Origin of the sequence: Microbacterium aquimaris, assembly GCF_039531285.1 — a bacterium.
GTDB classification, from domain to species: Bacteria; Actinomycetota; Actinomycetes; order Actinomycetales; family Microbacteriaceae; genus Microbacterium; species Microbacterium aquimaris.
Genome location: NZ_BAAAPT010000001.1, coordinates 1,884,640 through 1,908,675, shown reverse-complemented (window position 1 = coordinate 1,908,675; position 24,036 = coordinate 1,884,640). Strand labels below are relative to the sequence as shown.

General features: G+C 70.5%; 24 protein-coding genes. 11 read left to right on the top strand and 13 right to left on the bottom strand.

The window, feature by feature from the left end:
- The first annotated feature begins 228 nt into the window (after window positions 1-228).
- Complete coding sequence (locus ABD204_RS08705) at window positions 229-1,044, top strand: arginase family protein (protein WP_194425119.1); 816 nt, start codon at window positions 229-231, stop codon at window positions 1,042-1,044.
- The gene (locus ABD204_RS08700) at window positions 1,041-1,451 is read left to right on the top strand and encodes a Fe-S oxidoreductase (protein WP_194425118.1); all 411 of its coding nucleotides are present in this window, start codon (window positions 1,041-1,043) and stop codon (window positions 1,449-1,451) included. The genes ABD204_RS08705 and ABD204_RS08700 overlap by 4 nt, the downstream gene beginning before the upstream one ends.
- Window positions 1,452-1,453: 2 nt before the next feature.
- Here the strand turns inward: ABD204_RS08700 and ABD204_RS08695 are convergent, their stop codons facing one another.
- Genes ABD204_RS08695 through ABD204_RS08685 form a run of 3 tightly spaced genes read right to left on the bottom strand, consistent with a single transcriptional unit; the run spans window position 1,454 to window position 3,207 of the window.
- A complete protein-coding gene (locus ABD204_RS08695; RefSeq protein WP_194425117.1) occupies window positions 1,454-1,927 on the bottom strand; it encodes an SIP domain-containing protein in 474 nt (157 codons plus the stop codon).
- 33 nt (window positions 1,928-1,960) lie between these two features.
- Window positions 1,961-2,737, bottom strand: a complete 777-nt coding sequence (locus ABD204_RS08690; protein ID WP_194425116.1) for a tyrosine-protein phosphatase — start codon at window positions 2,735-2,737, stop codon at window positions 1,961-1,963.
- Window positions 2,734-3,207, bottom strand: coding sequence for a carboxymuconolactone decarboxylase family protein (locus ABD204_RS08685; protein ID WP_194425115.1), 474 nt, complete (start codon window positions 3,205-3,207; stop codon window positions 2,734-2,736). Before ABD204_RS08685 ends, ABD204_RS08690 begins: the two co-directional genes overlap by 4 nt.
- A 26-nt stretch (window positions 3,208-3,233) precedes the next feature.
- On the opposite strand from ABD204_RS08685, the gene ABD204_RS08680 reads away from it, so the two are divergent.
- The 6 genes from ABD204_RS08680 to ABD204_RS08655 all read left to right on the top strand — a co-directional run bounded on the left by ABD204_RS08680 (window position 3,234) and on the right by ABD204_RS08655 (window position 9,283).
- Window positions 3,234-4,190, top strand: coding sequence for an alpha/beta fold hydrolase (locus tag ABD204_RS08680; protein WP_194425255.1), 957 nt, complete (start codon window positions 3,234-3,236; stop codon window positions 4,188-4,190).
- 156 nt (window positions 4,191-4,346) lie between these two features.
- Window positions 4,347-5,861 (top strand): ABC transporter substrate-binding protein, encoded by a 1,515-nt coding sequence (locus ABD204_RS08675; protein ID WP_194425114.1) that lies wholly within the window; start codon window positions 4,347-4,349, stop codon window positions 5,859-5,861.
- Window positions 5,858-6,808 carry an ABC transporter permease gene (locus tag ABD204_RS08670; RefSeq protein WP_194425113.1) on the top strand — a complete coding sequence of 317 codons (951 nt, stop codon included), beginning with the start codon at window positions 5,858-5,860 and terminating at the stop codon, window positions 6,806-6,808. The genes ABD204_RS08675 and ABD204_RS08670 overlap by 4 nt, the downstream gene beginning before the upstream one ends.
- Window positions 6,805-7,701 (top strand): ABC transporter permease, encoded by an 897-nt coding sequence (locus tag ABD204_RS08665; RefSeq protein WP_194425112.1) that lies wholly within the window; start codon window positions 6,805-6,807, stop codon window positions 7,699-7,701. The genes ABD204_RS08670 and ABD204_RS08665 overlap by 4 nt, the downstream gene beginning before the upstream one ends.
- Window positions 7,698-8,486, top strand: a complete 789-nt coding sequence (locus ABD204_RS08660) for an ATP-binding cassette domain-containing protein (protein ID WP_194425111.1) — start codon at window positions 7,698-7,700, stop codon at window positions 8,484-8,486. The genes ABD204_RS08665 and ABD204_RS08660 overlap by 4 nt, the downstream gene beginning before the upstream one ends.
- Window positions 8,483-9,283 carry an ABC transporter ATP-binding protein gene (locus ABD204_RS08655; protein WP_194425110.1) on the top strand — a complete coding sequence of 267 codons (801 nt, stop codon included), beginning with the start codon at window positions 8,483-8,485 and terminating at the stop codon, window positions 9,281-9,283. Before ABD204_RS08660 ends, ABD204_RS08655 begins: the two co-directional genes overlap by 4 nt.
- 102 nt (window positions 9,284-9,385) lie before the next feature.
- On the opposite strand, the gene ABD204_RS08650 is transcribed toward ABD204_RS08655, so the two are convergent.
- From ABD204_RS08650 to ABD204_RS08640, 3 genes are read right to left on the bottom strand one after another with little or no spacing between them, the layout of a single operon-like run.
- Window positions 9,386-10,003, bottom strand: a complete 618-nt coding sequence (locus ABD204_RS08650; protein WP_194425109.1) for a GNAT family N-acetyltransferase — start codon at window positions 10,001-10,003, stop codon at window positions 9,386-9,388.
- A 9-nt stretch (window positions 10,004-10,012) separates the two neighbouring features.
- Complete coding sequence (locus ABD204_RS08645) at window positions 10,013-10,711, bottom strand: uracil-DNA glycosylase (RefSeq protein WP_194425108.1); 699 nt, start codon at window positions 10,709-10,711, stop codon at window positions 10,013-10,015.
- Window position 10,712: 1 nt separating this feature from the next.
- Complete coding sequence (locus tag ABD204_RS08640; RefSeq protein ID WP_194425107.1) at window positions 10,713-11,198, bottom strand: phosphoribosyltransferase; 486 nt, start codon at window positions 11,196-11,198, stop codon at window positions 10,713-10,715.
- A 74-nt stretch (window positions 11,199-11,272) separates the two neighbouring features.
- On the opposite strand from ABD204_RS08640, the gene ABD204_RS08635 reads away from it, so the two are divergent.
- On the top strand, window positions 11,273-12,757 hold the full coding sequence (locus ABD204_RS08635; protein WP_194425106.1) for an MFS transporter: 1,485 nt from the start codon (window positions 11,273-11,275) through the stop codon (window positions 12,755-12,757).
- Here the strand turns inward: ABD204_RS08635 and ABD204_RS08630 are convergent, their stop codons facing one another.
- The gene (locus tag ABD204_RS08630; protein WP_194425105.1) at window positions 12,758-13,543 is read right to left on the bottom strand and encodes an SDR family oxidoreductase; all 786 of its coding nucleotides are present in this window, start codon (window positions 13,541-13,543) and stop codon (window positions 12,758-12,760) included.
- Window positions 13,544-13,680: 137 nt separating this feature from the next.
- Here ABD204_RS08630 and ABD204_RS08625 point away from each other — a divergent pair, with 137 nt between their 5' ends.
- A complete protein-coding gene (locus ABD204_RS08625) occupies window positions 13,681-15,003 on the top strand; it encodes a bifunctional o-acetylhomoserine/o-acetylserine sulfhydrylase (RefSeq protein WP_194425104.1) in 1,323 nt (440 codons plus the stop codon).
- A gap of 105 nt (window positions 15,004-15,108) precedes the next feature.
- On the opposite strand, the gene ABD204_RS08620 is transcribed toward ABD204_RS08625, so the two are convergent.
- Genes ABD204_RS08620 through ABD204_RS08610 form a run of 3 tightly spaced genes read right to left on the bottom strand, consistent with a single transcriptional unit; the run spans window position 15,109 to window position 19,744 of the window.
- Window positions 15,109-16,077: an NAD-dependent epimerase/dehydratase family protein gene (locus tag ABD204_RS08620; protein ID WP_194425103.1), complete on the bottom strand. Its 969-nt coding sequence runs from the start codon at window positions 16,075-16,077 to the stop codon at window positions 15,109-15,111.
- Window positions 16,074-18,728: an alpha/beta fold hydrolase gene (locus ABD204_RS08615; protein WP_206697540.1), complete on the bottom strand. Its 2,655-nt coding sequence runs from the start codon at window positions 18,726-18,728 to the stop codon at window positions 16,074-16,076. The genes ABD204_RS08620 and ABD204_RS08615 overlap by 4 nt, the downstream gene beginning before the upstream one ends.
- A complete protein-coding gene (locus ABD204_RS08610) occupies window positions 18,722-19,744 on the bottom strand; it encodes a 3-oxoacyl-ACP synthase III (protein ID WP_409263984.1) in 1,023 nt (340 codons plus the stop codon). Before ABD204_RS08610 ends, ABD204_RS08615 begins: the two co-directional genes overlap by 7 nt.
- 191 nt (window positions 19,745-19,935) lie before the next feature.
- On the opposite strand from ABD204_RS08610, the gene metX reads away from it, so the two are divergent.
- Window positions 19,936-21,138 carry a homoserine O-acetyltransferase MetX gene (gene metX / locus ABD204_RS08605; RefSeq protein ID WP_194425101.1) on the top strand — a complete coding sequence of 401 codons (1,203 nt, stop codon included), beginning with the start codon at window positions 19,936-19,938 and terminating at the stop codon, window positions 21,136-21,138.
- Between the two features lie 21 nt (window positions 21,139-21,159).
- On the opposite strand, the gene ABD204_RS08600 is transcribed toward metX, so the two are convergent.
- From ABD204_RS08600 to ABD204_RS08590, 3 genes are all read right to left on the bottom strand, one after another.
- Window positions 21,160-22,383: an MFS transporter gene (locus ABD204_RS08600; RefSeq protein ID WP_194425100.1), complete on the bottom strand. Its 1,224-nt coding sequence runs from the start codon at window positions 22,381-22,383 to the stop codon at window positions 21,160-21,162.
- Between the two features lie 96 nt (window positions 22,384-22,479).
- Window positions 22,480-22,788 (bottom strand): thiamine-binding protein, encoded by a 309-nt coding sequence (locus ABD204_RS08595; RefSeq protein ID WP_194425099.1) that lies wholly within the window; start codon window positions 22,786-22,788, stop codon window positions 22,480-22,482.
- A gap of 12 nt (window positions 22,789-22,800) precedes the next feature.
- Window positions 22,801-24,009 carry a glycosyltransferase 87 family protein gene (locus ABD204_RS08590; RefSeq protein WP_194425098.1) on the bottom strand — a complete coding sequence of 403 codons (1,209 nt, stop codon included), beginning with the start codon at window positions 24,007-24,009 and terminating at the stop codon, window positions 22,801-22,803.
- Window positions 24,010-24,036 lie beyond the last annotated feature (27 nt).

Sequence of the window (24,036 nt, the reverse complement as noted above, 5' to 3'; positions counted from 1 at the left end):
CCGGTGCCGGCTCGAGGGCCGCCGCGCCGGCAGGTGCCGTGACCGTGCCGCACACGAATTCAGGCGGGAAGTCCATTCACACCGCCGGGGACCCCGGAATCCGGCCTCCCGCTCCCGCTCAGCCTGAGTTCGGGCACATCGCGCGCTCGATCGGCGGCGGTGGGCGCAGGCACGCGGCCGCCACGGCGGGCGGATGCGGTGATCGCCTGCGTGCGGGAGGATGAGTCGATGAGCCGTTTCGTCGTGGTGCCGCAGTGGCAGGGGTCGGGGTCGTCGCGGGCGATGCGACTCGTCGACGGTGCGGGAGCGATCGCGGGGGATCTGCCCAGGACCGCGTGCACCCCTCTGGAGGTGCCCCTGGAAGCGGGTGAGTCGCTAGGGAGCGGCATCCGTCGGCTCAGTTCCCTGGTGCGTGTGCGCGACCTGCTCGAGCGTGAACTGGCGGGCGCCGAGGAGCCCGTCCTCGTGGTCGGCGGCGATTGCGGCGTGGCGATCGGTGCCGTCTCGGCCGTCGCCTCCCCTGACCTCGCGCTGGTGTGGTTCGACGCCCATCCCGACCTGCACACCCCGGAGTCCTCGCCCAGCGGCGCCTTCGGCGGCATGGTGCTGCGCGCCATCCTCGGCGATGCGCCCGCTCAGCTGGCCCTTCCCGCCGGGACGATCACCGACGACAGGGTGGTCCTGGCGGCGTCACGCGATGTCGATCCGGCGGAGTCGGCGTTCCTGGCCTCTTCCGCCGTACGCACCGTCCCGGCCGACGCCTTCACGGATCCGGCGGTCTTCGCCGATGCGGTGCGTGCCACCGGTGCGTCCCGCGTGCACATCCACGTCGACCTCGACGTCCTCGACCCCTCCGCGGTGCGCGGGGTGTCGCAGCCGGTGCCGTTCGGCCCGTCGGTCGCGGAACTGGTCGGCGCCATCCGCGCCGTCCGCGAGGTCCTTCCGACCGCAGGGGCGACACTGACCGGTTTCGCGCCCGCGTCACCGGAGGCCGCGGTCGACGATCTCGGCGCCATCCTCCGCATCATCGGAGCCTTGGCGTGACCGATTCGATATCGCGCCGCATCGAGCGACGCCTTCCCCGGTTCCTGCTCGATTCCCCCGTGAGCGCGCTCGGGTACGCCTACGGGACGGCTGTCGGCATGCTGTGGGGGTATGTGTGGAGCACCGGGCGGGTCGAGCGCCGCGGCCGCCTGTGGGTCTTCCGCGGGATGCCCCGGTGGAGCTTCCCCCGCGGGGGCGTGTGCATGGGCGCGTGCTATCTCACCGGCACCCTCCCCGTCGATGCGGGGATCGTCCGCCACGAGAGCATCCACGCGTCGCAATGGCGTCGTTTCGGCTTCCTGATGCCGATCCTCTACACCCTCGAGGGCCGCGACGCCCTCCGGAACCGTTTCGAGATCGACGCGGGTCTCGCCGACGGCCGCTACGTGCCGCGCCGGCACCGCTGATCTCAGCGGGCGGTGGCCAGGCCGAAGCGCTCCGGCGTGCGGATCGACGAGCCGGGGATGCCGCGCACACCGGTGAGGTGATCGACGATGTCGGCGGTTCCGAGATAGCCGCCCATCAGGATGACGCGGGTCTGGTCGTCAGACTCGCACAGCATCTCGTCGGCCCATGCGACGACCGCACGGTGCAGCGCGGCGCCGGGGGCACACGCGCGACCCGTGCCGGGCAGGCCGGAACGTCGAGAACGCGCCAGCCACGTCACGGTCATCCGCGCCGGGGCGCTCACCGTCCCGATCCACGACTCGTCGGGGACCTCGATGAACACGCGACCGGTCGAGCACAGCGGCAGCGTCGCGAGCAGGACCTCGAGCTCACCCAGCGACGACTCGTCGGCGGCGACGAGGTGTTGCACGCGCGAGTGCCGCGGCGCGCGACATGCGGCCGTGCCGTGCTCGGAGGACGGGGTGCGCTCGGTCATGATGCACCCAGTATACCCCGAGGCAAGGCTTGCCTAACCCGAGAATCGAGGGGGCTCCCCACCGCCCGCGACCAGCACGCGCGACAACTCCCGCAGCTCGTCGTCGGTGAGGCCGTTGGCCCGCAGGTAGTCGGCGGCCGATCCGTAGCGGCGCACGATGTCCTCCAGCAGATCCCGCATCACCGGAGCCGGTGACCTCGTCGCGAGGTCTTCCAGGTGCTGCGCCCCGGGGTGCAGCCGTCGCAGATGGGCGACCACCGCCGCGTTGCGCCACTGCGGCAGATGCGCCTCGGTGCGCGCATAGTCGGCGACGACCTCCTCGGTGTCCACCCCCGCCGCCGCCAACGCGACGGCGACGGTCACTCCCGTGCGATCCTTGCCGACGGTGCAATGCACCAGCACGGGCTGATCGACGACGATCCCCCGCACGACGTCCACGACCCGGGATGCGGAGTCGTCCACGAGCAGGCGGTACAACTCGGCGAGGGAGACGTCGCGGGCGAAGAACGACTCCACGGAACCGAGGAACAGCGGCGCGCGCTGCATCTGCAGGTCGAGCGAACCGAGCGGGCTGGGCGCCTGGGAGACCTCGTCGTCGGCGCGAAGATCGATCACGCGTCGGATGCCGAGGGCATCGAACGCCGAGACGCCCGCCTCGTCGAGACGTGCGAGGTTGCCCGAGCGGTAGAGCACACCGTGACGGGTCACCGCGGAGCCTGCCCGGAGCCCCCCGACATCCCGCAGGTTCACCGCACCGGGCACCGCCGGCGCCTGAGCCGGGACGTTCACACCCGAGGACGCACCGCTCATGCGTGGCCGTCCCGGGCAGCCACGGGGTAGCGTCCGGCGATGGCGACACGGTTGAAGGCGTTGATCGACACCAGCAACCAGCTCAACGCGACGTACTCCTCCTCGGCGAGCACGCCGCCGACACGGTCGTACACCTCGTCGGAGACGCCTCCGTCGTGGATGTACACGAAGGACTCCGCGAGTTCGAGTGCGGCACGCTCGCGTTCGGAGAAGACCCCGGATTCACGCCACGTCGGGATCTGCGCGATGGTGTCGGCGTCCAGGCCCACCTTGACCGCGCGGTCGACGTGTACTCGGACGCAATAGGCGCACCCGTTGCGCTGCGACACGTGGATCTGGACGATCTCCGCCATGCGCGGGTCGATTCCGGCCTCCCGCGCCAGTTGCCCGGCGGTCTTCGAGAACGCCGCCAGCGCCTGGTAGGCCGCGGGCGCCGAGCGTGACAGGTGCACGCGACTCTCTTCGCTCATGCGCCCAGGTTAGCCCGGGGTGCATGATGGAGCGCGTGAGCGATCCCGCAGACGAGTTCTCGTTCCTGGCCGAGCAGGCCACCGAAGCCGGCATCCCCGGGCCGTTGCCGCACGTGGAGCGCGTGGCGCTCGACCTACCGGACGGGCGCACCCTCTCCGCTCTGGCGTACGGGTGGGAGGATGCCGCCCCCGGGCCGGTGGTGACGTTCCTGCACGGAGCGGGACTGAACGCACACACGTGGGACACCGTCGTGCTCGCCACCGGCGCGCCGGCACTCGCGGTCGACCTACCCGGGCACGGGGAGTCCTCGTGGCGCGATGATGCGGCCTACGTCGCGCGTGTTCTCGCTCCCGACGTCGCTGCGGCCCTCGAACGGTGGACCGACCGCCCGCAGGTGGTCGTCGGGCACTCGCTGGGCGGCCTGACCGCGGCGGCGTTGGCTGCCTCCCGCCCCGACCTGGTGCGCGAGCTCGTGGTCGTCGACATCACCCCCGGCGTCGACCCGAGCGCGGGACCGTCGGAGCTGCGGGCCTTCTTCGCAGGGCCCACCGATTGGGCCTCGCGCGACGAGCTCGTCGACCGTGCCCTGTCGTTCGGGCTGGGCGGAGGGTCCCGCGAGAAGGCGGCACGAGGGGTCTTCTTCAACTCCCGCGTCCGGCCGGACGGGCGTGTCGAGTGGCGACACCACTTCGCCCACCTGGCCGCCGCGGCCGCCGCCGACCCCGGGGCCGCCACCGCGCCGCAGGGGCAGGACTCCTTCCATGCCCTGCTCGGCGAGTCCGGCTGGGAGGACCTGGCACAGGTCCGCGCGCCGATCACACTCGTCCAAGGCACACGCGGCTTCGTCACCGACGAGGACGCCACCCGCTTCCAGCAGAAGGTGCCGACAGCCGCGGTCGAACGCCTCGCCTCGGGGCACAACGTGCAGGAGGAGGCCCCTCTCGATCTGGCGGCGCTGGTCCGGTCCCACCTGCCGGAATAATCCACACCGTCTAACAACTCTGTTTCAGTACGCGGCATCGGGTGTGCGCCACGCACACGCGTTGCCTAGGCTGTTGTGTCGCACGACGATCCTCGTGCTCGCCGCGGTCGCTCATCACCCCGACACTCCCGCGGATGCCCCTCCGAAAGGACCACCATGCCCCGTCGTCCCCTGCGCGCAGCCGGCGCACTGATCGCCGCCAGCGCCCTCGTGCTGACCGCCTGCACGGCCGGATCCGACGAACCGGCCCCCACCAGCACCGCCGCCGCCGACCCCGACGCGTCGGTCGCCATCCGCCTCGTGCTGGAGCCGGGCAATCTCGACATCCGACAGACGGCGGGCGCCGCGCTGGACCAGATCCTGATCGACAACGTCTACCAGGGCCTGGTCTCGCGTACGGCCGACCAGGAGATCGTCCCCGCCCTGGCGAGCGACTACGAGATCTCGGAAGACGGGCTGACCTACACGTTCGAGCTCCGCGAGGGCGTGAGCTTCCACGACGGTCAGGAACTCACCCCGGAGGACGTCGTCTGGTCGCTGGAGACGCGACGGGACACCCCCGAGTGGCGTGACTCGGGGCGCCTGGCGAACATCGAATCGGTCAGTGCCGAGGGCCAGACCATCACCTTGACCCTGTCCGAGCCCGACTCCACCCTGCTGTGGAACCTCACCGGCCGTGCCGGCATCGTGCTGAAGGAAGGCGACGAGGTCGACTACCAGACCGAGGCGAACGGCACCGGGCCGTTCGTGCTCGACGACTGGTTGCAGGGCGACAGCATCACCCTCGTGCGCAACGACACGTACTGGGGAGAGCCCGCCGGGGTCGCCGAGGTGTACTTCGATTACATCCCCGACAACCAGGCCGCGCTCAACGCCGCGCTGGCCGGCGAGGTCGACGTCGTGACGGGCTTCGACGCGACGCTCGGCGAGCAGATCGAAGCGAACGGCGACTTCGCGCTCGTGCTGGGCGAGTCGACCGACAAGGGCACCCTCGCCTTCAACCAGACCGAGGGCAGTCCGCTGGCGGACCAGCGGGTGCGCCAGGCCATCCGGCAGGCCATCGACCACGACGCCTTCATCGAAGCAGCACAATCCGGTCAGACCCTGTACGGGCCGATCCCCGCCCTGGACCCCGGATACGAGGATCTGTCAGGTCTCGCCCCGTACGACCCGGAGGTCGCCCGACAGCTGCTCGCCGACGCCGACGCCGAAGATCTCGAGCTGACGCTGACGATCCCGAACTTCTACCCCACCACGGTCGCCCAGATCCTGGTGTCGAACCTCAACGAAGTGGGCATCACCCTCGAGGTCGAGTCGGTGGACTTCCCGACATGGCTGAACGACGTCTACACCAACCACGACTACGACCTCAGCTTCGTCCTGCACACCGAGGCGCACGACTTCGAGAACTGGGCCGACCCCGACTACTACTTCACCTACGACAACCCCGAGGTGCAGGAGCTCTACGCGCAGTCCGTGGCGGCGACCGATCCGGCCGAGGCCGAGCAGCTTCTGGCCGAGGCGGCCCGCATCGTCTCCGAAGACGCCGCGGCCGACTGGCTCTACAACGGCGCCTCGGTGCTCGCGGTGGGTACTAACATCTCCCACATGCCCTCGACCAACGTCAACGAGCGCCTCAATCTCGCAGAGATCACCAAGAGCGAGGGGTGATCCGCTACGCGCTGACGCGACTGGCCCTGCTTCTGCTCGGTCTCTTCGTCGCCAGCGTGCTGATCTTCCTCACGCTGCGGGTCCTGCCCGGCGACATCGCCCAGGTGATCGCCGGACAGAACTCCAGCCCTGACCAGGTGGCGACCATCCGCGCGAGCTTGGGTCTGGATGCCCCACTTCCGGCGCAGTACCTGGAGTGGATCGGCGGCCTGTTGCGAGGTGACCTCGGCTCCTCGCTGCTGACGGGGACCCCGGTCGTCGTCGAGCTCGCCGAGAAGGCGCGCGTGACGGTGCCGTTGGGAATCCTCGCGCTCGTGTTCGCGCTGATCATCAGCGTCCCGCTCGGTGTGCTGTCGGCGCTGCGCCGCGGACGCGCCGTGGGAACCGGCTTGAACGTCGGCGCCCAGACCGTCGCGGCGGTGCCGGTGGTGTGGGCCGGCATGATGCTCGTCGTCGTCTTCGCGGTGTGGCTCGGCTGGTTGCCGGCGCAAGGCTTCCCGCGCGCCGGATGGGCGGACCCGGCCGCCGCGATCCGCTCCCTCCTCCTCCCCGCCCTCACCATCGGCGCGGTCGAAGGCGCGATGCTCATGCGCTTCGTGCGCTCGGCGACCCTGCAGGCGATCGGACAGGACTACGTGCGCACCGCCGCGGCCAAGGGACTGACCCGCACCCAGGCGCTGATCCGCCACGGCCTTCCCAACGTCGGACTGTCGGTGATCTCGGTGCTGGGTCTGCAGGTCGCCGGGATCATCGTCGGGGCTGTCGTCATCGAGGAGTTGTTCTCCCTCCCCGGTATCGGTCGGATGCTCGTGGACGACGTGTCCGCCCGCGACCTGCCGATGGTCCAGGGCGAGCTGCTCGCCCTGACCGGTTTCGTGCTCGTCGTCGGCTTCGTCGTCGACCTCACGCACCGGGCGATCGACCCTCGACAGCGGGAGGCCTCATGACCGGCACACCACGTCGCGGGTGGTTCCGCCGCCTGCTGTCGATCTCGACGGGACGGTTCGGGCTCGCCGTGATCCTGCTCGTGCTGCTCACCGCGGCCGTCTCCCTCGTGTGGACTCTGTTCGACCCCCAGCAGGTCGACATCCCCGGCCGGTGGGCGCCGCCCGGATGGCCGCACCTGCTCGGCACGGACGCGTCCGGGCGGGACATCCTCAGCCTGCTGATGGCCGGCGCCCGGACGACGGTGCTCGTGGCGGTCGGCGCGGGGGTCATCGCCACCGTGATCGGCATCGCCCTGGCCGCCCTCGGCGCCCTGACGACCCGCTGGGTGCGTGAGTCGGTGGCCGTGCTGGTGGATGTACTCATCGCCTTCCCCGTGCTCCTGATCGCCATGATGATCTCCTCGGTGTGGGGCGGCTCGCTCGGGGTGGTGATCTGGTCGGTCGGAATCGGATTCGGCGTGAACATCGCCCGCGTCACCCGACCCGAGCTGCGTCGCGTCCTGCACAGCGACTTCGTCCTCGCCGGACGGGCATCGGGACTGACCCCGTTGCAGAACCTCGGCATCCACCTGCTCCCCAACGTCGCACCGGTGTTCATCGTGCAGCTGTCCTGGGCGATGGCAGTGGCCGTGCTCGCCGAGGCGGGGCTGTCGTACCTGGGATTCGGGGCACCCATCACCGAACCCAGCTGGGGTCTGCTGCTGGCCGAGTTGCAGAGCTACATCACCGTCCACCCGTTGTCGGTCCTCTGGCCGGGCCTGGCGATCACCGTCACCGTCCTGGGACTGAACCTGCTCGGTGACGCGCTGCGCGAAGCCACCGATCCGACCCTCGCCCGCCGCGACGGCGCGGCCCGCGAGGCCCGCACGCACGTGCCGGAGGTGGTCGCATGAGCCTCGAGGTGGACGGCCTGCGGGTGGAGATCGACGGCCGCGCCGTCGTCGACGGCGTCAGCTTCGTCGTCCCCGAGGGCGCGCGCCTGGGCCTGATCGGCGAGTCGGGGTCGGGCAAGTCGCTCACGGCGTTGGCCATCTTGGGGCTCCTCCCCGACGGGGCCCGTGCCACCGGCAGCGTCCGCTGGCGCGGCCGCGAGTTGATCGGCCTGACCGATCGGGACCTCGCACGGCTGCGCGGCGACGAGATCGGGATCGTGTTCCAGGAACCGCGCACGGCCCTGAACCCCATCCGCACGATCGGTCGTCAGATCGCCGAGTCCGTGCGCATCCACGAGAGCGCCTCCCGGCCGGAGGCCGCCGCTCGCGCGGTGGACGAAGCGCGGCGCGTGGCACTGGCCGACCCGGAACGCATCGTCGCGCGCTACCCGCACCAGCTCTCCGGTGGGCAGCGTCAGCGCGCCGCGATCGCGATGGCGCTGGCGTGTCGGCCCGACCTGCTGATCGCCGACGAACCCACCACCGCGCTGGATGTCACGATCCAGGCCGAGATCCTCGACCTGCTGCTGTCGCTGGTCGAAGACGACGGGATGTCGCTGGTGTTCATCACCCACGATCTGGCGGTGCTCGCGCAGATCGCCACGCACGGCGTCGTCCTCGAGAACGGGCGGGTCGTGGAGTCCGCACCCGTGGCGGATCTGCTGTCGCACCCCAGCTCCGAGATCACCCGGGGACTGCTGCGCGACGCCACGGCCACGGTGTGGCGGCCGGGAGGAGAAGGATGACCGCGCCGCTGTTGCGTGCCCGCGGCCTCGTGCGCCGGTTCCGCGGCCCGCGCCCCGCGCCCTTCGCCGCCCCCGGCTGGACCACCGCGCTCGACGACGTCGACCTCGACGTCGACGCCGGTGCGCGCGTGGGCGTGATCGGTGAATCCGGGTCGGGCAAGTCCACCCTCGTCCGCGTCCTGCTGGGGTTGGACGCACCCGACGCGGGGACGGTCGAGGTCGACGGCCGTCGCGTCGACGCCCGCGTGCGCGCCCGCGACCTGCACTGGCTGCGCCGTCGCACCGGGATCGTGTTCCAGGATCCGTACGGGTCCCTCGACCCTCGCATGAGCGTGGGTCGGATCATCGGCGAACCGCTGTTCGCTCTCGGGATCGACGGCGACCGTCGGGCCCGCGTCCGCGAGGTACTCGAACAGGTGGGTCTGGAGGCGCGCATGGCGTCGCGGTTCCCCCACGAGTTCTCCGGCGGGCAGCGCCAGCGGATCGCCCTGGCCCGCGCGATCGTTCATCGACCGCAGGTGCTCGTGGGAGACGAGCCGATGAGCGCACTCGATGTCACCGTCCGTGCGCAGATCCTCCGGCTGATCGACGAGTTGCGCCGCGAGGAGGGATTCACCCTGCTGATGGTCTCCCACGACATCGGGGTCGTGCAGAACCTCTGCACGGATGTCATCGTGATGAAAGACGGCCGCGTCGTCGAGGAGGGGCCGACCGAGAAGGTGCTGTTGCAACCGCAGGTCGCCTACACGCGACGTCTCCTCGCATCGATCCCGACGATCGATCCTCCGCGGGCCTGACCCCGGTACGCGTGGGAACGCGCCGGACGCATCTGGTACGACACGCGGTCGGCCCGTGGCGTGCGCTGATCGACGCGGTGCGCGACGCCGCGGGGCACGAGCTCAGCGCGAGAACAGACCCCGTTTGGCCTTCTTGCGCGGGGTGAGCGACTTCTGCAGGTAGATCGTGCCCAGCCAGCGGCCGAACTTGAAGCCGACGCGCCCCATCCGCCCGACCTCTTCAAACCCGAGCTTCTCGTGCAGGGCGACCGATCCCTCGGCGCCCTTGTCGCTGATGACCGCCACGATCTCGCGGATCCCCTGCGCCTCGCACGCCTCGATGAGCGCTTCCAACAGCGCGCGGCCCAGGCCCTTCCCGGAGGCGGCCTGCCCGAGGTAGATCGAGTTCTCGACGGTGTACCGGAACGAGGACTTGCCCGACCACGGCGCGACCAGGGCGTACCCGAGCACCTGCCCGCTGGGTGACTCGGCGACCAAGAAGGGCAGTCCGAGCTTGTTCAGGTAGGCGTATTTCTCCTGCCACTGCTTCAGCGACCACCGCTTCTCGTCGAAGGTGACCACCGAGTTGGTGACGTAGTAGTTGTAGATCTCGCGGATGTCGGGGATGTCGCTCTCGCGCGCCGCGCGGATCTCGTAGCTGAAGGGACGCTCGGGCTCGGCCCGCCGGCGCAGGTGGCGCGGCACGGCACGGCGACTCTTGTCGTATTCCTCCTCCAACATGCGGCCAGCCTACGCCGACGCCGGCAGCCGCCACTGGACCGGCGCGACATCGCCCCGATCGAGCAACTCGTTCGTGCGGGAGAACGGGCGCGACCCGAAGAAGCCGCGACGCGCCGACAACGGCGACGGATGCGGGGAGGCCACCACAGGGGTCTCCCCGAGCATCGGACGCAGATTCCCCGCGTCGCGCCCCCACAGGATGGCCACCAGCGGCGCGTCTCGCTCCACGAGCGTCCGGATGGCGTGCTCGGTGACCTTCTCCCATCCCCAGCCCCGGTGCGACCCCGGGGACCCCGGCGCCACCGTGAGCATGCGGTTCAGCAGCATGACGCCCTGATCACTCCAGGCCGACAGGTCGCCGTGCGGGGCCGGCGAGATCCCGAGGTCGCTCTCCAGCTCCCGGTAGATGTTCCCGAGGCTCCGGGGAAGCGGCCGGACCTGGGCGTCGACCGCGAAGGACAGCCCGATCGGGTGCCCCGGGGTCGGGTACGGGTCCTGCCCGACGATGAGGACTTTGACCTCGGTGAGGGGACGGGCGAAGGCCCGCAGCACGTGGTCGCCGGCCGGCAGGTACGGCCGCCCCGCGGCGACCTCGGCGCGCAGCCGGTCCCCGAGCGCGGCGATGTCCGGCGCGACGGGCGCGAGAGCACGCGCCCACCCCTCGTCGATCAGGCCGTCGGCGGCCAGCTCGTCGAGCGTGCGGGCCACCTCAGGCGGCGTCTTCCTCGAGGACCGAGCCTTGTGCCGACCAGGGGAAGTCGATCCACAACGGGGTGTCCTTCCAGGCGTAGTCGGGCTGGATCACCGTGGACGGCTTGGTGTAGATGGTCACCGACTTCACCTCGGCCCGCTGCTGGGCGAGCAGGTCGACCGCGAGCGCGAGGGTGCGTCCGCTGTCGGCGACGTCGTCGACCAGGAGCACGCGCCGACCTTCCAGGTACTTCATGTCCAGTTCCGGGGGGAGCACCTCGGGTGCATCCAGCACCGTCCCGATGCCCGTGTAGAACTCGACGTTGATCGCGCCGCAGTTCTTCACACCGAGTCCGTAGGCGATCGCCCCGGCGGGCAACAGACCTCCGCGGGCGATGGCCACGACCACCTCCGGCACGAACCCGTCCGCGACGATGCGACGACTCAGCTCCCGGCACGCCTCCCCGAATCCGTCCCACGTCAACGTCTCGCGTTCGATCTCCAACGGGTCTCCCTTCCTCGTGTTTCCAGCTTATTGCCCCGCCGTGTCGCGTCCCGACCGCGGTGTATCCTCGCTCCGTGCCCGACCCCACTCCCGTCCTCCGTCGATCCGCCCTCGGCATCACCGCAGGCCTCATCGGCTGGTTGATCCTCGTCGAGATCACCAGTGGCATCCTGCAGGGGTATTACGTACCGCTGTTCAGCGACATCGTGGTGCACCTGGGGATCACCGACGCCGATGTGAACTGGTTCGAGGCCGCACAGCTGTTGCTGTCTTCGATCGTCGTGCCGGTGCTGGCCAAGCTCGGCGACATGCACGGGCACAAGAAGGTGTTGCTGATCGCGACGGTCCTGACCGCGGGAGCGACGTGGTGGGTGGCATTCGCGGACAACTTCTGGGTCTTCCTGATCGCATGGGCCCTCCAGGGCTTCTACGTGGTGTGGCTGCCGCTGGAGGTCGCGCTCATCTTCGAACGGGGGCGACGCCAGCGACACGGTGTGTCGGCGACCCGCCGGGCCGCGGGCCTGCTGGTGGTGGGGCTGGAGGTGGGCGCCATCCTGGGCGCCCTCGCCGCGGGCCGGATCTTCGCCGCCACTGCCGAGAACCTGACGGTGACACTCATGATCCCCGCGATCGCCGTCACCGCGTGCTTCTTCGTGATCCTCTTCGGCGTCCCCGAGTCCGAGCCGCTGCCGGGACGACGACTCGACACCGGCGGCTTCGTGATCCTCACCGTCGGGCTGCTCCTGGTCACCAGTTCGCTGACATTCCTGCGTCTGAACGGTCCCGGCTTCGTCTGGACCTGGGTGCTGCTGGCGGCCGGCGTCGCGAGCTTGGCGTTCTTCGTCTGGTACGAGTTGCGTCAAGACGACCCCGCCGTCGACATCCGCGTCTTCCGTCGCCCGGAGATGTGGCCGGTGCAGGTCACCGCGTTCCTGGTCGGCATCAGTCTGCTCGGGGCTCAGGGCCCCCTGTCGACCTACGCCGGCACGGACAGCTCCCTCGGCTACGGACTCGGGCTGGACGCCACCGCACGATCGAACCTCATCGGGGTGTACATCGCCTCGCTGGCCGTCGGTGCCATCCTGTTCGCGGTGACCTCGCGCAAGGCCTCGCCGCGCGCCGTGCTCATCGCGGCGGCCGTGTTCGTCGCGGTCGGGTACCTCCTGCTGATCCCCTTCCACAAGGAGCTGTGGCAGGTGGTGGTCACACTGGTGATCGCCGGGATCGGATCGGGCGCGCTGGTCGCGGCGATGCCCGCCGCCGCCGCCGCCGCGGCGCCGCGCGGACAGACCGGCATCGCGTCGGCCCTGACGAACACCACCAAGACCATCGGCGGAACGTTCGCCTCGGCGGTCTTCGGCGTGGTGCTGGCCGCGGGCGCCGGAGCGGTGCTCAGTTCGACCGCGGCCTCCCTCGGGGGCTACATCACGGTGTGGGCGATCTGCGCCGGCGGTGGCGTGCTCGCGGCGGTACTGCTGTTCTTCGTGCCGAAGGTCGCCTTCGCCGACGAACTCCCCGAATCGGCCGAGGCCGTCGCCGGGGAGTCACAGATCATCTGATCAGCTCTCGCGCGACGGACGCACCCGCAGGGGTCCGCGGGCGAGAAGGTGCTGCGCCGACTGCGCCACCGGACGCATGGTGATCAGGTCGAGGTTGACGTGGCCCGGCGTGCCGAGCGCGTAGGCGATGACATCGGCGACGTCCTCGGCGACGAGCGGGTTCTCGACGCCCTCGTACACGCGGTCGGTCGCCAGACGGTCACCGCCGAGCCGGTTGAGCGTGAACTCCTCGGTGTAGACCATCCCCGGCGCGATCTCGACCACGCGGACGGGTTCGCCGTTCAGCTCGAGCCGCAGATCCTGCACGAGCATCGACTCGCCCGCCTTGGCCGCGTTGTACCCGCCCCCGCCGGCGTAGGGGGTCCGCGACGCGGTCGAGGTCACGAAGACGGTGTCCGCGTGTCCGCCCTGCTCCGCCGCCTCGCGGAGCAACGGCAACAGGTGCGCGACCAGGCGCTGCGCCGACAACACGTTGGCCTCGAACATCCAGCGCCAGTCCTCGGGCGATCCGTCTTCGACGCGATCGGTACCGCGCGCACCGCCTGCCACGTGGACGAGGGCGTGCACCGCGCCGGTCTCGGCCACGAACGACGTCAGCGCCGTGATGTCCGCCTCGCGGGTGAGGTCGGCCGCGAACGCCGTCACACCGATCTCCGCCTCGAGCGCCGCGAGTCGCTCGGCGCGTCGGGCGACCGCCACGACGTCCCATCCGGCCGAGCGCAACGCTCTGGCCGTCGCCTCGCCGATCCCCGAACTGGCACCCGTCACCACTGCACGCCTGGTCATCCCCCCACCGTATCGCCGCGGCGGGCCCGAAGATTACGTCACATTTCCCCGGCGTTGTCACACGCGCGGACACTCCGTAGTCTCTGAGGCGGCCCACGACACCCGCCGCGAGCCCCTCACGACCACAGGAGCGAGTCATGTCCGCACCCGAGAACTGGCGCTTCGAGACCAAGCAGGTCCACTCCGGAGCACAGCCCGACCCGACGACGAAGTCGCGCGCGACGCCGATCTACCAGACCACGTCGTACGTGTTCGACAACACCGACCACGCCGCGAACCTGTTCTCGCTGGCCGAGCCGGGCAACATCTACACGCGCATCATGAACCCGACCCAGGACGTCGTCGAGCAGCGCATCGCCGCGCTCGAAGGCGGCACCGGCGCGCTCCTGCTGGCGTCCGGACAGGCGGCGTCGACGTTCGCCATCCTGAACATCGCCGAGGCCGGCGACCACTTCGTGGCGTCGAGTTCGATCTACGGCGGCACCTACAACCTCTTCAAGTACAGCCTCGCCAAGCTCGGCATCGAGGTCACCTTCGTCGAGAACCAGGACGACATCGACGAGTGGCGCCGTGCCGTACGCCCGAACACGAAGCTGTTCTTCGCCGAGACGATCGGCAACCCGAAGATCAACGTGCTCGACATCCGCGGGGTCGCCGACGCCGCCCACGAGGCCGGTGTGCCGTTGATCGTGGACAACACGATCGCGACGCCGTACCTCATCCGCCCGCTCGAGCACGGCGCCGATATCGTCGTGCACTCGGCCACCAAGTTCCTCGGCGGCCACGGCACCGTCATCGGCGGGACCATCGTCGACGGCGGGAGCTTCTCCTGGAGCGACCACGCCGAGAAGTTCCCGGGTCTGACCACCCCCGACCCCTCGTACCACGGCGCCGTCTACACCCAGGCGGTCGGCGACGGCCTGGCTTACATCATCAAGGCGCGCGTCCAGCTGCTGCGCGACCTCGGTGCCGCCATCTCGCCCCAGAGCGCCTGGCAACTCATCCAGGGCATCGAGACCCTGTCGCTGCGCATCGAACGCCACGTACAGAACGCGCAGGAGATCGCCGAGTGGCTGGATGCCCACGCCGACGTCGCCTCGGTGAACTACTCCGGCCTGCCGACCTCGCCGTGGTACGCCGCTGCGAACCGGTACGCGCCCAAGGGGGTCGGGGCGGTGCTCTCCTTCGAGCTGAAGGGCGGCGTCGAAGCGGGGCGCGAGTTCGTCAACTCGCTCGAGCTGTTCAGCCACCTCGCCAACATCGGCGATGTCCGCTCGCTCGTCATCCACCCCGCCTCGACGACCCACTCGCAGCTGAGCCCCGAGCAGCAGCTGTCCGCCGGTGTCACGCCGGGCCTGGTGCGCCTGTCCCTCGGCATCGAGAATGTCGAAGATCTCAAGGCCGACCTCGAGCAGGCGCTGGCCGCCGCCCGCACCGTCTCCGAGGCCGCTCGGGCCTGAGGGTGATTCCGGTGCGCCCGTCCGTTGCGGACGGGCGCACCGTCTTCTGCGCACGACCTCGCGCACCGAAGCCGATCCGACCTCCTGCCCGATCGGCGCCGAGGACTATCGGTCGTAGTACGCGGCGAGCCGCGAGAAGCCTTCGTCGAGGGAGACTTCGGGCGACCAGTCGAGGGCGGCACGGGTCTCCGTGAGATCGAACCAGTGCGCCGTCGAGAGCTGTTCGGCCAGGAACCGCGTCATGGGCGGCTCGTCCGCACCCGGGCGGATGGCCCACACGCGCTCCACGACGCTCCCGGCGCCACGTGCGAGCCACGACGGCACGCTCCAGGCGGGTGGGGCGACCCCGGCCGCGCGGCACATGCTCGCGATGAGCTCACCGACCGGTCGCGGTTCCCCGTTGGTGACGATGTATGCGCGCCCGTGGGCGGTGTCCATCCGATCGGCACCCGCGATGATCGCCGAGACGGCGTTGTCGATATAGGTCGAGTCGATCAGCGCCGTACCGCCGTCGATCAGCGGAAGCCGACCGACTCGAGCACGCGCGACGATGCGCTCGACCAGCTGCGGATCCCCCGGCCCCCAGACCAGGTGCGGGCGGATCGCGAGGACGCGAAGACGGTCGCCGTCGGCGGCGAGGGCGATCACCTCGCCCTCGGCCTTCGTGCGGGCGTACTCACCTCGCGCATGCGCGGGCGAAGCCGGTTCGGCTCCCACACCGGCCAGAGCGACACCGGCGTGGGCGACCGACGGGGAGGAGACGTGCACGAAACGCGTCACACCGGCGTCCGCGGCGGCCTGCAGCAGGGCACGGGTGCCGTCGATGTTGATGCGTTCGAACTCGCGCGGGTCACCGGCGAGAGAGACCTTCGCCGCCAGGTGGATCACCGTGTCCACGCCGGCGAGGGCATCGGAGACCAGGGCGGGGTCGTCGATCGAGCCGAGGTGGTCCTGCACCCCCGTCACGCCGGATGGTCGCCGTTGCAGGGTTCGCACGTCGTCCCCCCGGTGGACGAGCCCCCGCGCGACGGCGGTGCCCAGGAACCCGGACGCGCCGGTGACCAGGACGGTCACGGCGCCACCGGCTTCCCACCGGAGCACACCGCGTCCGCCCACTCCGACAGGCGGACCCGGTCGATCTTGGAATTGTGACGGATGTCGGTGGGGAGCTCGGGGACCACCAGCACCGCCGCCAGCGGAAGGTCGACATCCGCGCGGACCCGCGCAGTCAGGTCGGGATCGGCCAGGCCCGGCTTCGCGGCCCGCTCGATCGTCTCCACCACCGCCACGGGGCGTCGGCGACCGTGGGGCCCGACGCCGACCACGGCGGCACGGCGCACGCCGGCGACGCGCTCGAGCTGTTGTTCCCCACCGACCGGCGCGAGCGGACCCGCCTCGGTGACCAGAACATGGGGCAGTCGTCCTTCCACCCATAGCCTGCCCTGCTCATCCAGGTGTCCGACGTCGCCGGTGCGGTGCCAGCGGGATACTCCGTCGTGGGTCGGCGTGCCGCGCACGGCCTCGGCGTCGGTCAGCGCGAGCCGGTCGTACCGGGTCTTCAGATGCGGAGCGGAGATGACGATCTCACCGAGCACACCCGCCGTCTCCGCCGGCGTGCCGGTCGCCGCACCGTCACCGTCGAGAGCGCTGATACGCACCTGGACGCCATCGATCGGGACACCGACACAGACGCCGTCGTCGGCGGCCTCCGCGGCTTCGCGGATACCCTCCAGGGTCACATCGGTGACCAGCAGGCACTCGGTCATGCCGTATGGGGTGTGGGGCTCGGCGTTCGGGAAGACCCGTTGCGCAGCGGCGAGGAGATCGGCCCCGATGGGCGCGCCGGTGGACAGGAACGTCGTCACCCGGGCGAGGGCGTCTCGGTCGGCTGCGCCGAGGTCGCCGGCGGTGTCGACGACGTTGAGGATCGCGGCGGGCGAGAGGAAGACGATTCGCGCGTCCGCGGCGGCGACGGCGTCGGCGACCGCGCGCGCGGTGAGGGTGCGGGGCGCGGACACGTCCATATCCGGAGTCACCGATCGTGTCCCGAGCGCCGGGCCCAGCAGGGCGAACGGCGCGAACCCGGTCACCAGACCCGACTCCGGGGCGACGGCGAAGTGTCTGCCGAGCACGTCACGCAGCGCCGCCAGCTGGCCGTGGGTGTACACGACGCCCTTGGCCGGTCCGGTCGATCCCGAGGTGAACAGGACGGCGGCGACATCGGCGGGCCCCGGCTCCGGCGGGGTCGCCCCCCCGGCGGCGCCGACCTCGGCGACATCGGCCAGGGCGCAGGAGACACCGAGAGCGGCCGCGGTGATGCGGGGCAGCCGATCGACGGAGATCTTCGTGCCCGGCCAGCCCAGCGCACGGGCCGCGGTCAGAGCGGAGGTCTCTCCGATCAGAAATCGCGGGCTGGCCCCGCGCACGGCACGGGAAAGACCCGCGAGACCGAGTCCGGCGTCGGCGACGACGACGACCGCCCCGATGCGCAGACACGCGTACACCACGGCGGTCAGGGTGGGCCCGGGCCGCACCAGAAGCGACACACGGTCACCGCGCCGCACACCGAGCCGCGACAGGCCAGCCGCGAGCGCGGTGACCCGTTCGTGCAACTGTCGCCAGCTCACGGTGAGCACGGGCGTGCCGGTCATGTCGATCGCGGCGATCGCGGGATCGTCGGCGCGCTCCTCGAGGCGCCGCCACATCGGGGCGAAACCGGCGATGGAGGGCCCGGCCGGCTCGACGCCGACGGCACGTTCGGCGGGGGCGTCGGCCACACGGGCGAGCCAGCCCAACACGGCCTCCGCGTACGGCCGGTCCTCGCCGACGAGGTGCCCGGCTCCTTCGAAGCGGTGCACCTGAGCATGGGGCATCCGCTCGATGAGATCGTCGAGGTATCGTTGCTGGAAGACGGGGTCTCGCGGACCCCACAAGATCAGTGCGGGGACCCGCAATCGGCGCACGCCCTCCGCGATCCGCGTCAGCTCCGGGTGGCTGGGATGCGCCGCGTCGACCGGGATGTCGGCGACGAACTGCCCGATCCCGCAGCGGCGATCGGCGGATCGATACGGCGCGTGATAGGCGGCGCGAACCTCCTCGGAGAGGCGGGTCTCGGCGAGCGCGAGGGTCGTGTCCAGAAACGCGGTCGTGCGCACGGTGGAGGCGGCGAGCATGCCGCGCGCACCGGCCACACGCAGCGGCGCGGGGATCGGAACGCCCTCGGGGTGGTGCACGGCGGTGTTGAGGGTGACGACGCCGGCCAGCAGCTCGGGATGATCGACCGCCCAGCCCAGCGAGATCACGCCTCCCCAGTCGTGGCCGAGCGTGACCACCGGGCCCTCGAGACCCAGCGTGTCGGTGAACGAGCCCAGATCCGCCACCCGCTGCGCCAGAGTGCGCGGGAGGTCCGTGCGCTCGGAGAAGCCCATCTCCAGCTGATCCACCGCCACGACCCGCCATGCCGGCTCACCGCTCTCGGCACGCCGTACCGAAGCATCGGCGATGCGACGCCAGTGGAACGACCACGTCGGGTTGCCGTGGACGGCCAGGATCGTGCCCACCGGCGTGATGCCGAGGTCGGCGAGCACGGGCCCCGTGTCCAGATGATGCCACGTGCGGGTACGTCCGGTGTCGTGGAGCGCCCCGGGCGCGACGAGGGTGCGACGCAACCGCCCGTCGAGTCCGGCGACGGGCGGAAGGACCGTCTCGGTCGGTGAGGTCACCAGGACAGTTCCATCATCGCCGTGTTCAGGCCCGAGCCGACGCCCATGAGCAACACACGGTCGCCGCGGGTAAGGCTCTGCTTCTCCCTGTCGAGAGTGATCGGGATCGACGCGGGGCCCACGTTTCCGTACTCGGGGAAGGTGGTCGGAACCTTCGCACGATCGAGTTTCGCGGCCTTCACGATCGCGTTGGTGTGCACGGACGAGACCTGGTGGGTGATGTAGCGGTCCATCGACGACCAGTTCCAATCGGGCGCGGCCTCTTTCCACGCCGAGACGACCAGTTCCAGGCCGCCGCGCAGCAACGCCTTCGCGTCGGTGAACATGCCGTCCACGCTCCCGACGCACAACTGGTGGAACTGCGTCGCGGCGCGCGTGACGCCGCCGAGGATGCGATGCCCTTCGGGATGTTCGTCGGCGCGTCCGAGCACGGCGGCCGCCGCTCCGGAGCCGAGGGTGAGCGAGGCGAACTCGCTCATGAACGCGTCGCGGCCGATCCCCTCGCCCTTGAGGCGTTCGATGGTGTTGACCTGGATGTCGTCGGCGTCCTCGCCGTTGACGATGATGGCGTAGCGGATCTGCCCGGACTCGATCATGCTCGCGGCGAGGTTCATGCCGCTGACGAACCCGAGACACGCGTTCGCGACATCGAAGTTGACCGCGGAGCTGGGCAGGCCGAGCCCGTGATGCAACGTCACCGCGACCGACGGTTCGAGATGCTTGCGGCTCACCGAGGTGTTGATGAGCAGTCCCACCTCGGACGCATCCACCCCGGCTTCGCGGAGCGCGCGCTTCCCGGCGGCGATGGTCGCGTCATCCGAGGACTCATCCGACGCCCAGTTGCGGCGCTCGAGCACCCCGGCCACGCGCCGTAACAATCCCGGTCGCAACTTCAGTCGCTGCAGCGCCGGGGTCAGGCGCGATTCGATGTCGTCGGAACTGGTCACCCGGGTCGGGAGCACACTGGCCACCGACAGGAGAGACACGTTGGAGAACCGGGTCGTCGCGTTTCCAGCCAACGGCACACTCCTCATCGCGAGCACGGCGGCTCGATCGGTCGAAGGGCAAGTTTATCGCCGGTACATGAAAGGTCGGGCATGTACGCCGCGCGGGCAGCCATGACGGTGTCGTCGTCACACGCATGACCGTGCCGCGCGGAGCGGATACCGTGAGAGGACCGCGCCACCGCGCCGAACGAAGGGACCCGCCGATGGACTGGCAGACTTCCGAAGACACCGTGCCCTCGGCACCGGTGACGGAGGCCGATGCCCGTCTCCTGCTCGGGCGCCCTCCGGCCACCGGCGCATGGCGCGACGGCGATCCGGTCGGTGACCGGCACTTCGCGACCTTCGGCGCGTTCGACACGGAGGGCGGCGCCCGGCTACCCGGCTACCGGCTCGCGTACGAGACGTGGGGCGAGCTGTCCCCGCGCTGCGACAACGCGATCCTGCTTCTGCACGCCCTCACCGGAGACAGCCATGTTCGCGGTCCCGCGGGGCCCGGGCATCCGACGGCCGGGTGGTGGGACGGCATCGTCGGCCCCGGTTCGGCGATCGACACGGACCGCTGGTTCGTCATCGCCCCGAACATGCTGGGAGGGTGCCAGGGCTCCACCGGACCGGCGAGCATCGCCCCGAACGGCCTCGAGTGGGCGGCCCGGTTCCCGTACCTGACCGTGCGCGATCAGGTCGCGGCGATGGTGCGCCTCGCCGACGACCTGGGGATCGAGCGCTGGGCCGCGGTCGTGGGGGGCTCCATGGGCGGGATGCACGCGCTGGAGTGGGGCATCACCCACCCCGAGCGTGTGGAGCGCCTCGCGGTCATCGCGGCACCTCCGGTGAACACCGCCGACCAGATCGCGCTCAACTCCGCGCAGTCGGAGGCCATCCGCATCGATCCGCGGTTCGCCGGGGGCGACTACTACGACGCCGGCGACGGCAACGGGCCGACCCGCGGCCTGTCTCTCGCACGACGCATGGCGTTGCTGAACTATCGGTCGCCGACCGAGCTCAACCAGCGGTTCCAGCGCTCCTGGCAGTCGGGGGTGAGCCCGCTCGGCCACGGCGGCCGCTTCGCGGTGGAGTCGTACCTCGATTTCCACGGCAACAAGTTCACGCGCCGCTTTGACGCCAACAGCTACATCACCCTCGTCGAGGCCATGAACTCCCACGACGTCGGTCGCGATCGCGGAGGCGTCGAGGACGCTCTGGCACGGATCACGGCGAAGACCCTCGTCCTCGGCATCGACAGCGATCGTCTGTTCCCGGTCGAAGGCCAGCACCGGATCGCGGCGGGTATCAGCGACACCCTCGACGGCGATCGCGCCGCCGTGATCACGAGCGACTTCGGCCACGACGGTTTCCTCATCGAGATCCCGGTCGTCGCCGCCCACCTGCGCCGGCTGCTCGGCTGAGGCTCACCCTCGCCGACGGACTCAGGAGGCGACGACCGGTCGCGTGCGCGCGCGATCGGACGCGACGCTGCATCCGGCGACGACGAGGCCGCCTGACGCCAGCGCGACACCGACCCACGCGGGGGCGACGAAGCCCCACCCCGCGGCGATCACGACTCCGCCGAGGAGGGCCCCCAGGCTGTTCCCGAGATTCAGCGCAGAGTGGTTCAGCGCCGCCGCGATCGATTGGTTGTCGCCGGCGACATCCATCAGACGGGTCTGGATGGTGGGACTCAGTGCCGCGGAGACCAGCCCGACGGCGAGGACGAAGAAGGCGAGCGCGTAGATCGACTGCGCCGTCAACGCCAGCAGCACCAGGACCGCGGCGAGCGTCGCGTGGCCGCCGACCAGCGTGCGCGTGAGGTGCACATCGGCCAGATGGCCTCCGATGAGGTTGCCGATGGTCATGCCCACACCCATGACCATGAGGACGACGGGGACGGCCCACTCCGGCGAGCCGGCGACCTCGGTCACGAGTGGGGCGATGTAGCTGTAGACGGCGAAGAACCCGCCGAACCCGATGGCCCCGACCGCGAGCGCGAGCCACACCTGGCCGATGCGGAACACCTTCAGTTCCGCGCGTAGCGTCCGGCCGGGGGAACCGGCGTGCTGCGGCACGAAAACGGTGATGAGCACCGTGGCGATCAGGAAGATCGCCGCGACCAGCATGAAGGCGGCGCGCCAGCCCACCTCCTGCCCGAGAGCGGTGCCCAGGGGCACGCCGACGACGTTCGCGAGGGTGAGTCCGGTGAGCACGAAGGCCACGCCCTTGGCGCGCATGCCGGGCCCGAGCACATCGGCGGCCACGAGCGCCCCGATCCCGAAGTATGCACCGTGGGGCAGTCCCGCGAGGAAGCGTGAGGCCGCGACCAACTCGAAAGTCGGCAGCAGAAACGTCAGCGCATTGAAGAGGGTGAGTGCGGCGGCGAGCGCGACCATCACGCGGTGACGCGGGAAGCGCGCGACCGATCCGGCGATGGTCGGGGCGCCCACCACCACCCCGAGCGCGTAGAGGCTGATCAGCCAGCCCGTCTGGGCGATCGCCGCGTCCGGGTCGCTCGCCCACTCCGACGGGAGGAGTTCCTGCGCGATATCGGGCAGCAGACCCATCACGACGAACTCGGTCATGCCGATCCCGAAACTGCCGACGGCGAGGGACAGCAACGCCCATCGGGCGATGCCCCGGGTGGGGAGGGACGGGATCACCCGCTCATCGTACGCGCGTGCACCGGCCGACGTCGAATCGATTCGAGCACCGGTCGGGGCGTGGCGACACCGATCAGCGTGCGAGCCCGCTCCCCGCTACGACGCGTCGTCGATCGCGGACTCGAGACGGTCGATCTTCGCGTCGATCTCGCCGGTGTACCCCGGGCGGATGTCGGCTTTCAGCACGAGGGAGACCCGCGATCCGAACGGCATGACCGCGTCGGTGGCGGCCTTGACCACCGCCATCACCTCGTCCCACTCCCCCTCGATCTCCGTGAACATCGAGGTCGTGCGATGGGGCAGGCCGCTCCCGCGGACGACCGAGACGGCGGCCGCGACGGCGTCGTGCACCGACCCGTCCGCGTTGCCGGTGCCGCTCGGGGCGACGGAGAAGGCGATGAGCATCAGGACCTCCGATCAAGACGCCGTGGCGGTCACGGCGACGGATGTGCGGACGCGCACCGTGCGCACGACCGCCCAGACGAACAGGACGACAAGCAGGACGTTCCGCAGCGTCAACAACGCCACCGGCAGCGGCTGTGCCACGAGGACCCCGTCGTACACCAGCGGATAGACGACCTGGGTGAGCCCGGCCGCGAGTACCGCGAGCGCGCCGGGGCGCCACCATCGCCGAGGGTCGAGGACCAGGCCGATCACGATCGGCGCGATCACCCACGTGAGGAACTGCGGCGAGCCGACCTTGTTGACGACGATGAGGGCGAGGACCAGGGCGAGCGCCAGCGGCGGGAACAGCGCCGCGAAGGTGGCGCCCCGCCACGCCTTGACCGCCCCCAGGATCACAAGGGCTCCGACCACGAGGACGAGCAGGGGGGTCATGAGTATCGAGACGAGATCGACACCGACCGCCTGTACCTGGAAGGTGAGGAGGTCGACGTCATATGCGATGGCGGCGTCCGGCGCCCCGGTCACGACCTGCCACATCACCCACCCGCTGACCGGCGCCTCGATCTGAAGACCGCGGCCGGTCTGCCCGGCGATGAAGCCGAATGCGTGTGCGCCTCCTCCGAACGCGACGATCGCGAGAAGGACGGCGGCACTCGTCGCGAACGCCGCCACGAACACCGTCACCCGCCGATGTGACGCGACCACGGCGGCGGCCAACAACGCCGCCGGCCACACCTTGATCCACATGGCCACGGCCAGCGCCACCGACGCCACGCGCGGGCGGCCGACCAGCCACAGCACGCCGGCGACCGCGAGCGGCACAGTGACCCCGTCGAGGCGATACATTCCGACCGGTCCGAGCGCGAGGGCGAACAGGAGCCAGAAACCCGCCGCCGCCACGCGTCCGCGCGAGCGCCCCGCCCCGACCAGGAGCGCGAAGGCGAGCGCGTCGGACGCGGTGACCAGCAGCGCCCACGCCACCTCGTAGCCGACCGATCCGGCCAGCGCCTGCGCGGCGAGCATGGGCACCAACGCGAGCTGCGGATACACCCAGGTCTGGTCGACCCCCATGATGCCGTCACCGGCGAGCGCCCGCGCCGCCCACGGCTCGTACACGAACGTGACATCACCCATCGGCTGGTTGGGGAACACGAATCCGGCCGAGGCGACCACCAGGTGCACGAGGAGGAAGCCCGTCCACAGCACCGCGCGTTTCGACACCGCTCCATCCTAGAGACGGCCGCGCGC

Coding starts and splice junctions, on each gene's coding strand:
- ABD204_RS08705 (WP_194425119.1), top strand. CDS start 229: ATGAGCCGTTTCGTCGTGGTGCCGCAGTGGCAGGGGTCGGGGTCGTCG.
- ABD204_RS08695 (WP_194425117.1), bottom strand. CDS start 1,927: ATGACCGAGCGCACCCCGTCCTCCGAGCACGGCACGGCCGCATGTCGC.
- ABD204_RS08690 (WP_194425116.1), bottom strand. CDS start 2,737: ATGAGCGGTGCGTCCTCGGGTGTGAACGTCCCGGCTCAGGCGCCGGCG.
- ABD204_RS08685 (WP_194425115.1), bottom strand. CDS start 3,207: ATGAGCGAAGAGAGTCGCGTGCACCTGTCACGCTCGGCGCCCGCGGCC.
- ABD204_RS08680 (WP_194425255.1), top strand. CDS start 3,234: ATGGAGCGCGTGAGCGATCCCGCAGACGAGTTCTCGTTCCTGGCCGAG.
- ABD204_RS08675 (WP_194425114.1), top strand. CDS start 4,347: ATGCCCCGTCGTCCCCTGCGCGCAGCCGGCGCACTGATCGCCGCCAGC.
- ABD204_RS08665 (WP_194425112.1), top strand. CDS start 6,805: ATGACCGGCACACCACGTCGCGGGTGGTTCCGCCGCCTGCTGTCGATC.
- ABD204_RS08660 (WP_194425111.1), top strand. CDS start 7,698: ATGAGCCTCGAGGTGGACGGCCTGCGGGTGGAGATCGACGGCCGCGCC.
- ABD204_RS08655 (WP_194425110.1), top strand. CDS start 8,483: ATGACCGCGCCGCTGTTGCGTGCCCGCGGCCTCGTGCGCCGGTTCCGC.
- ABD204_RS08650 (WP_194425109.1), bottom strand. CDS start 10,003: ATGTTGGAGGAGGAATACGACAAGAGTCGCCGTGCCGTGCCGCGCCAC.
- ABD204_RS08630 (WP_194425105.1), bottom strand. CDS start 13,543: ATGACCAGGCGTGCAGTGGTGACGGGTGCCAGTTCGGGGATCGGCGAG.
- ABD204_RS08625 (WP_194425104.1), top strand. CDS start 13,681: ATGTCCGCACCCGAGAACTGGCGCTTCGAGACCAAGCAGGTCCACTCC.
- metX (WP_194425101.1), top strand. CDS start 19,936: ATGGACTGGCAGACTTCCGAAGACACCGTGCCCTCGGCACCGGTGACG.
- ABD204_RS08595 (WP_194425099.1), bottom strand. CDS start 22,788: ATGCTCATCGCCTTCTCCGTCGCCCCGAGCGGCACCGGCAACGCGGAC.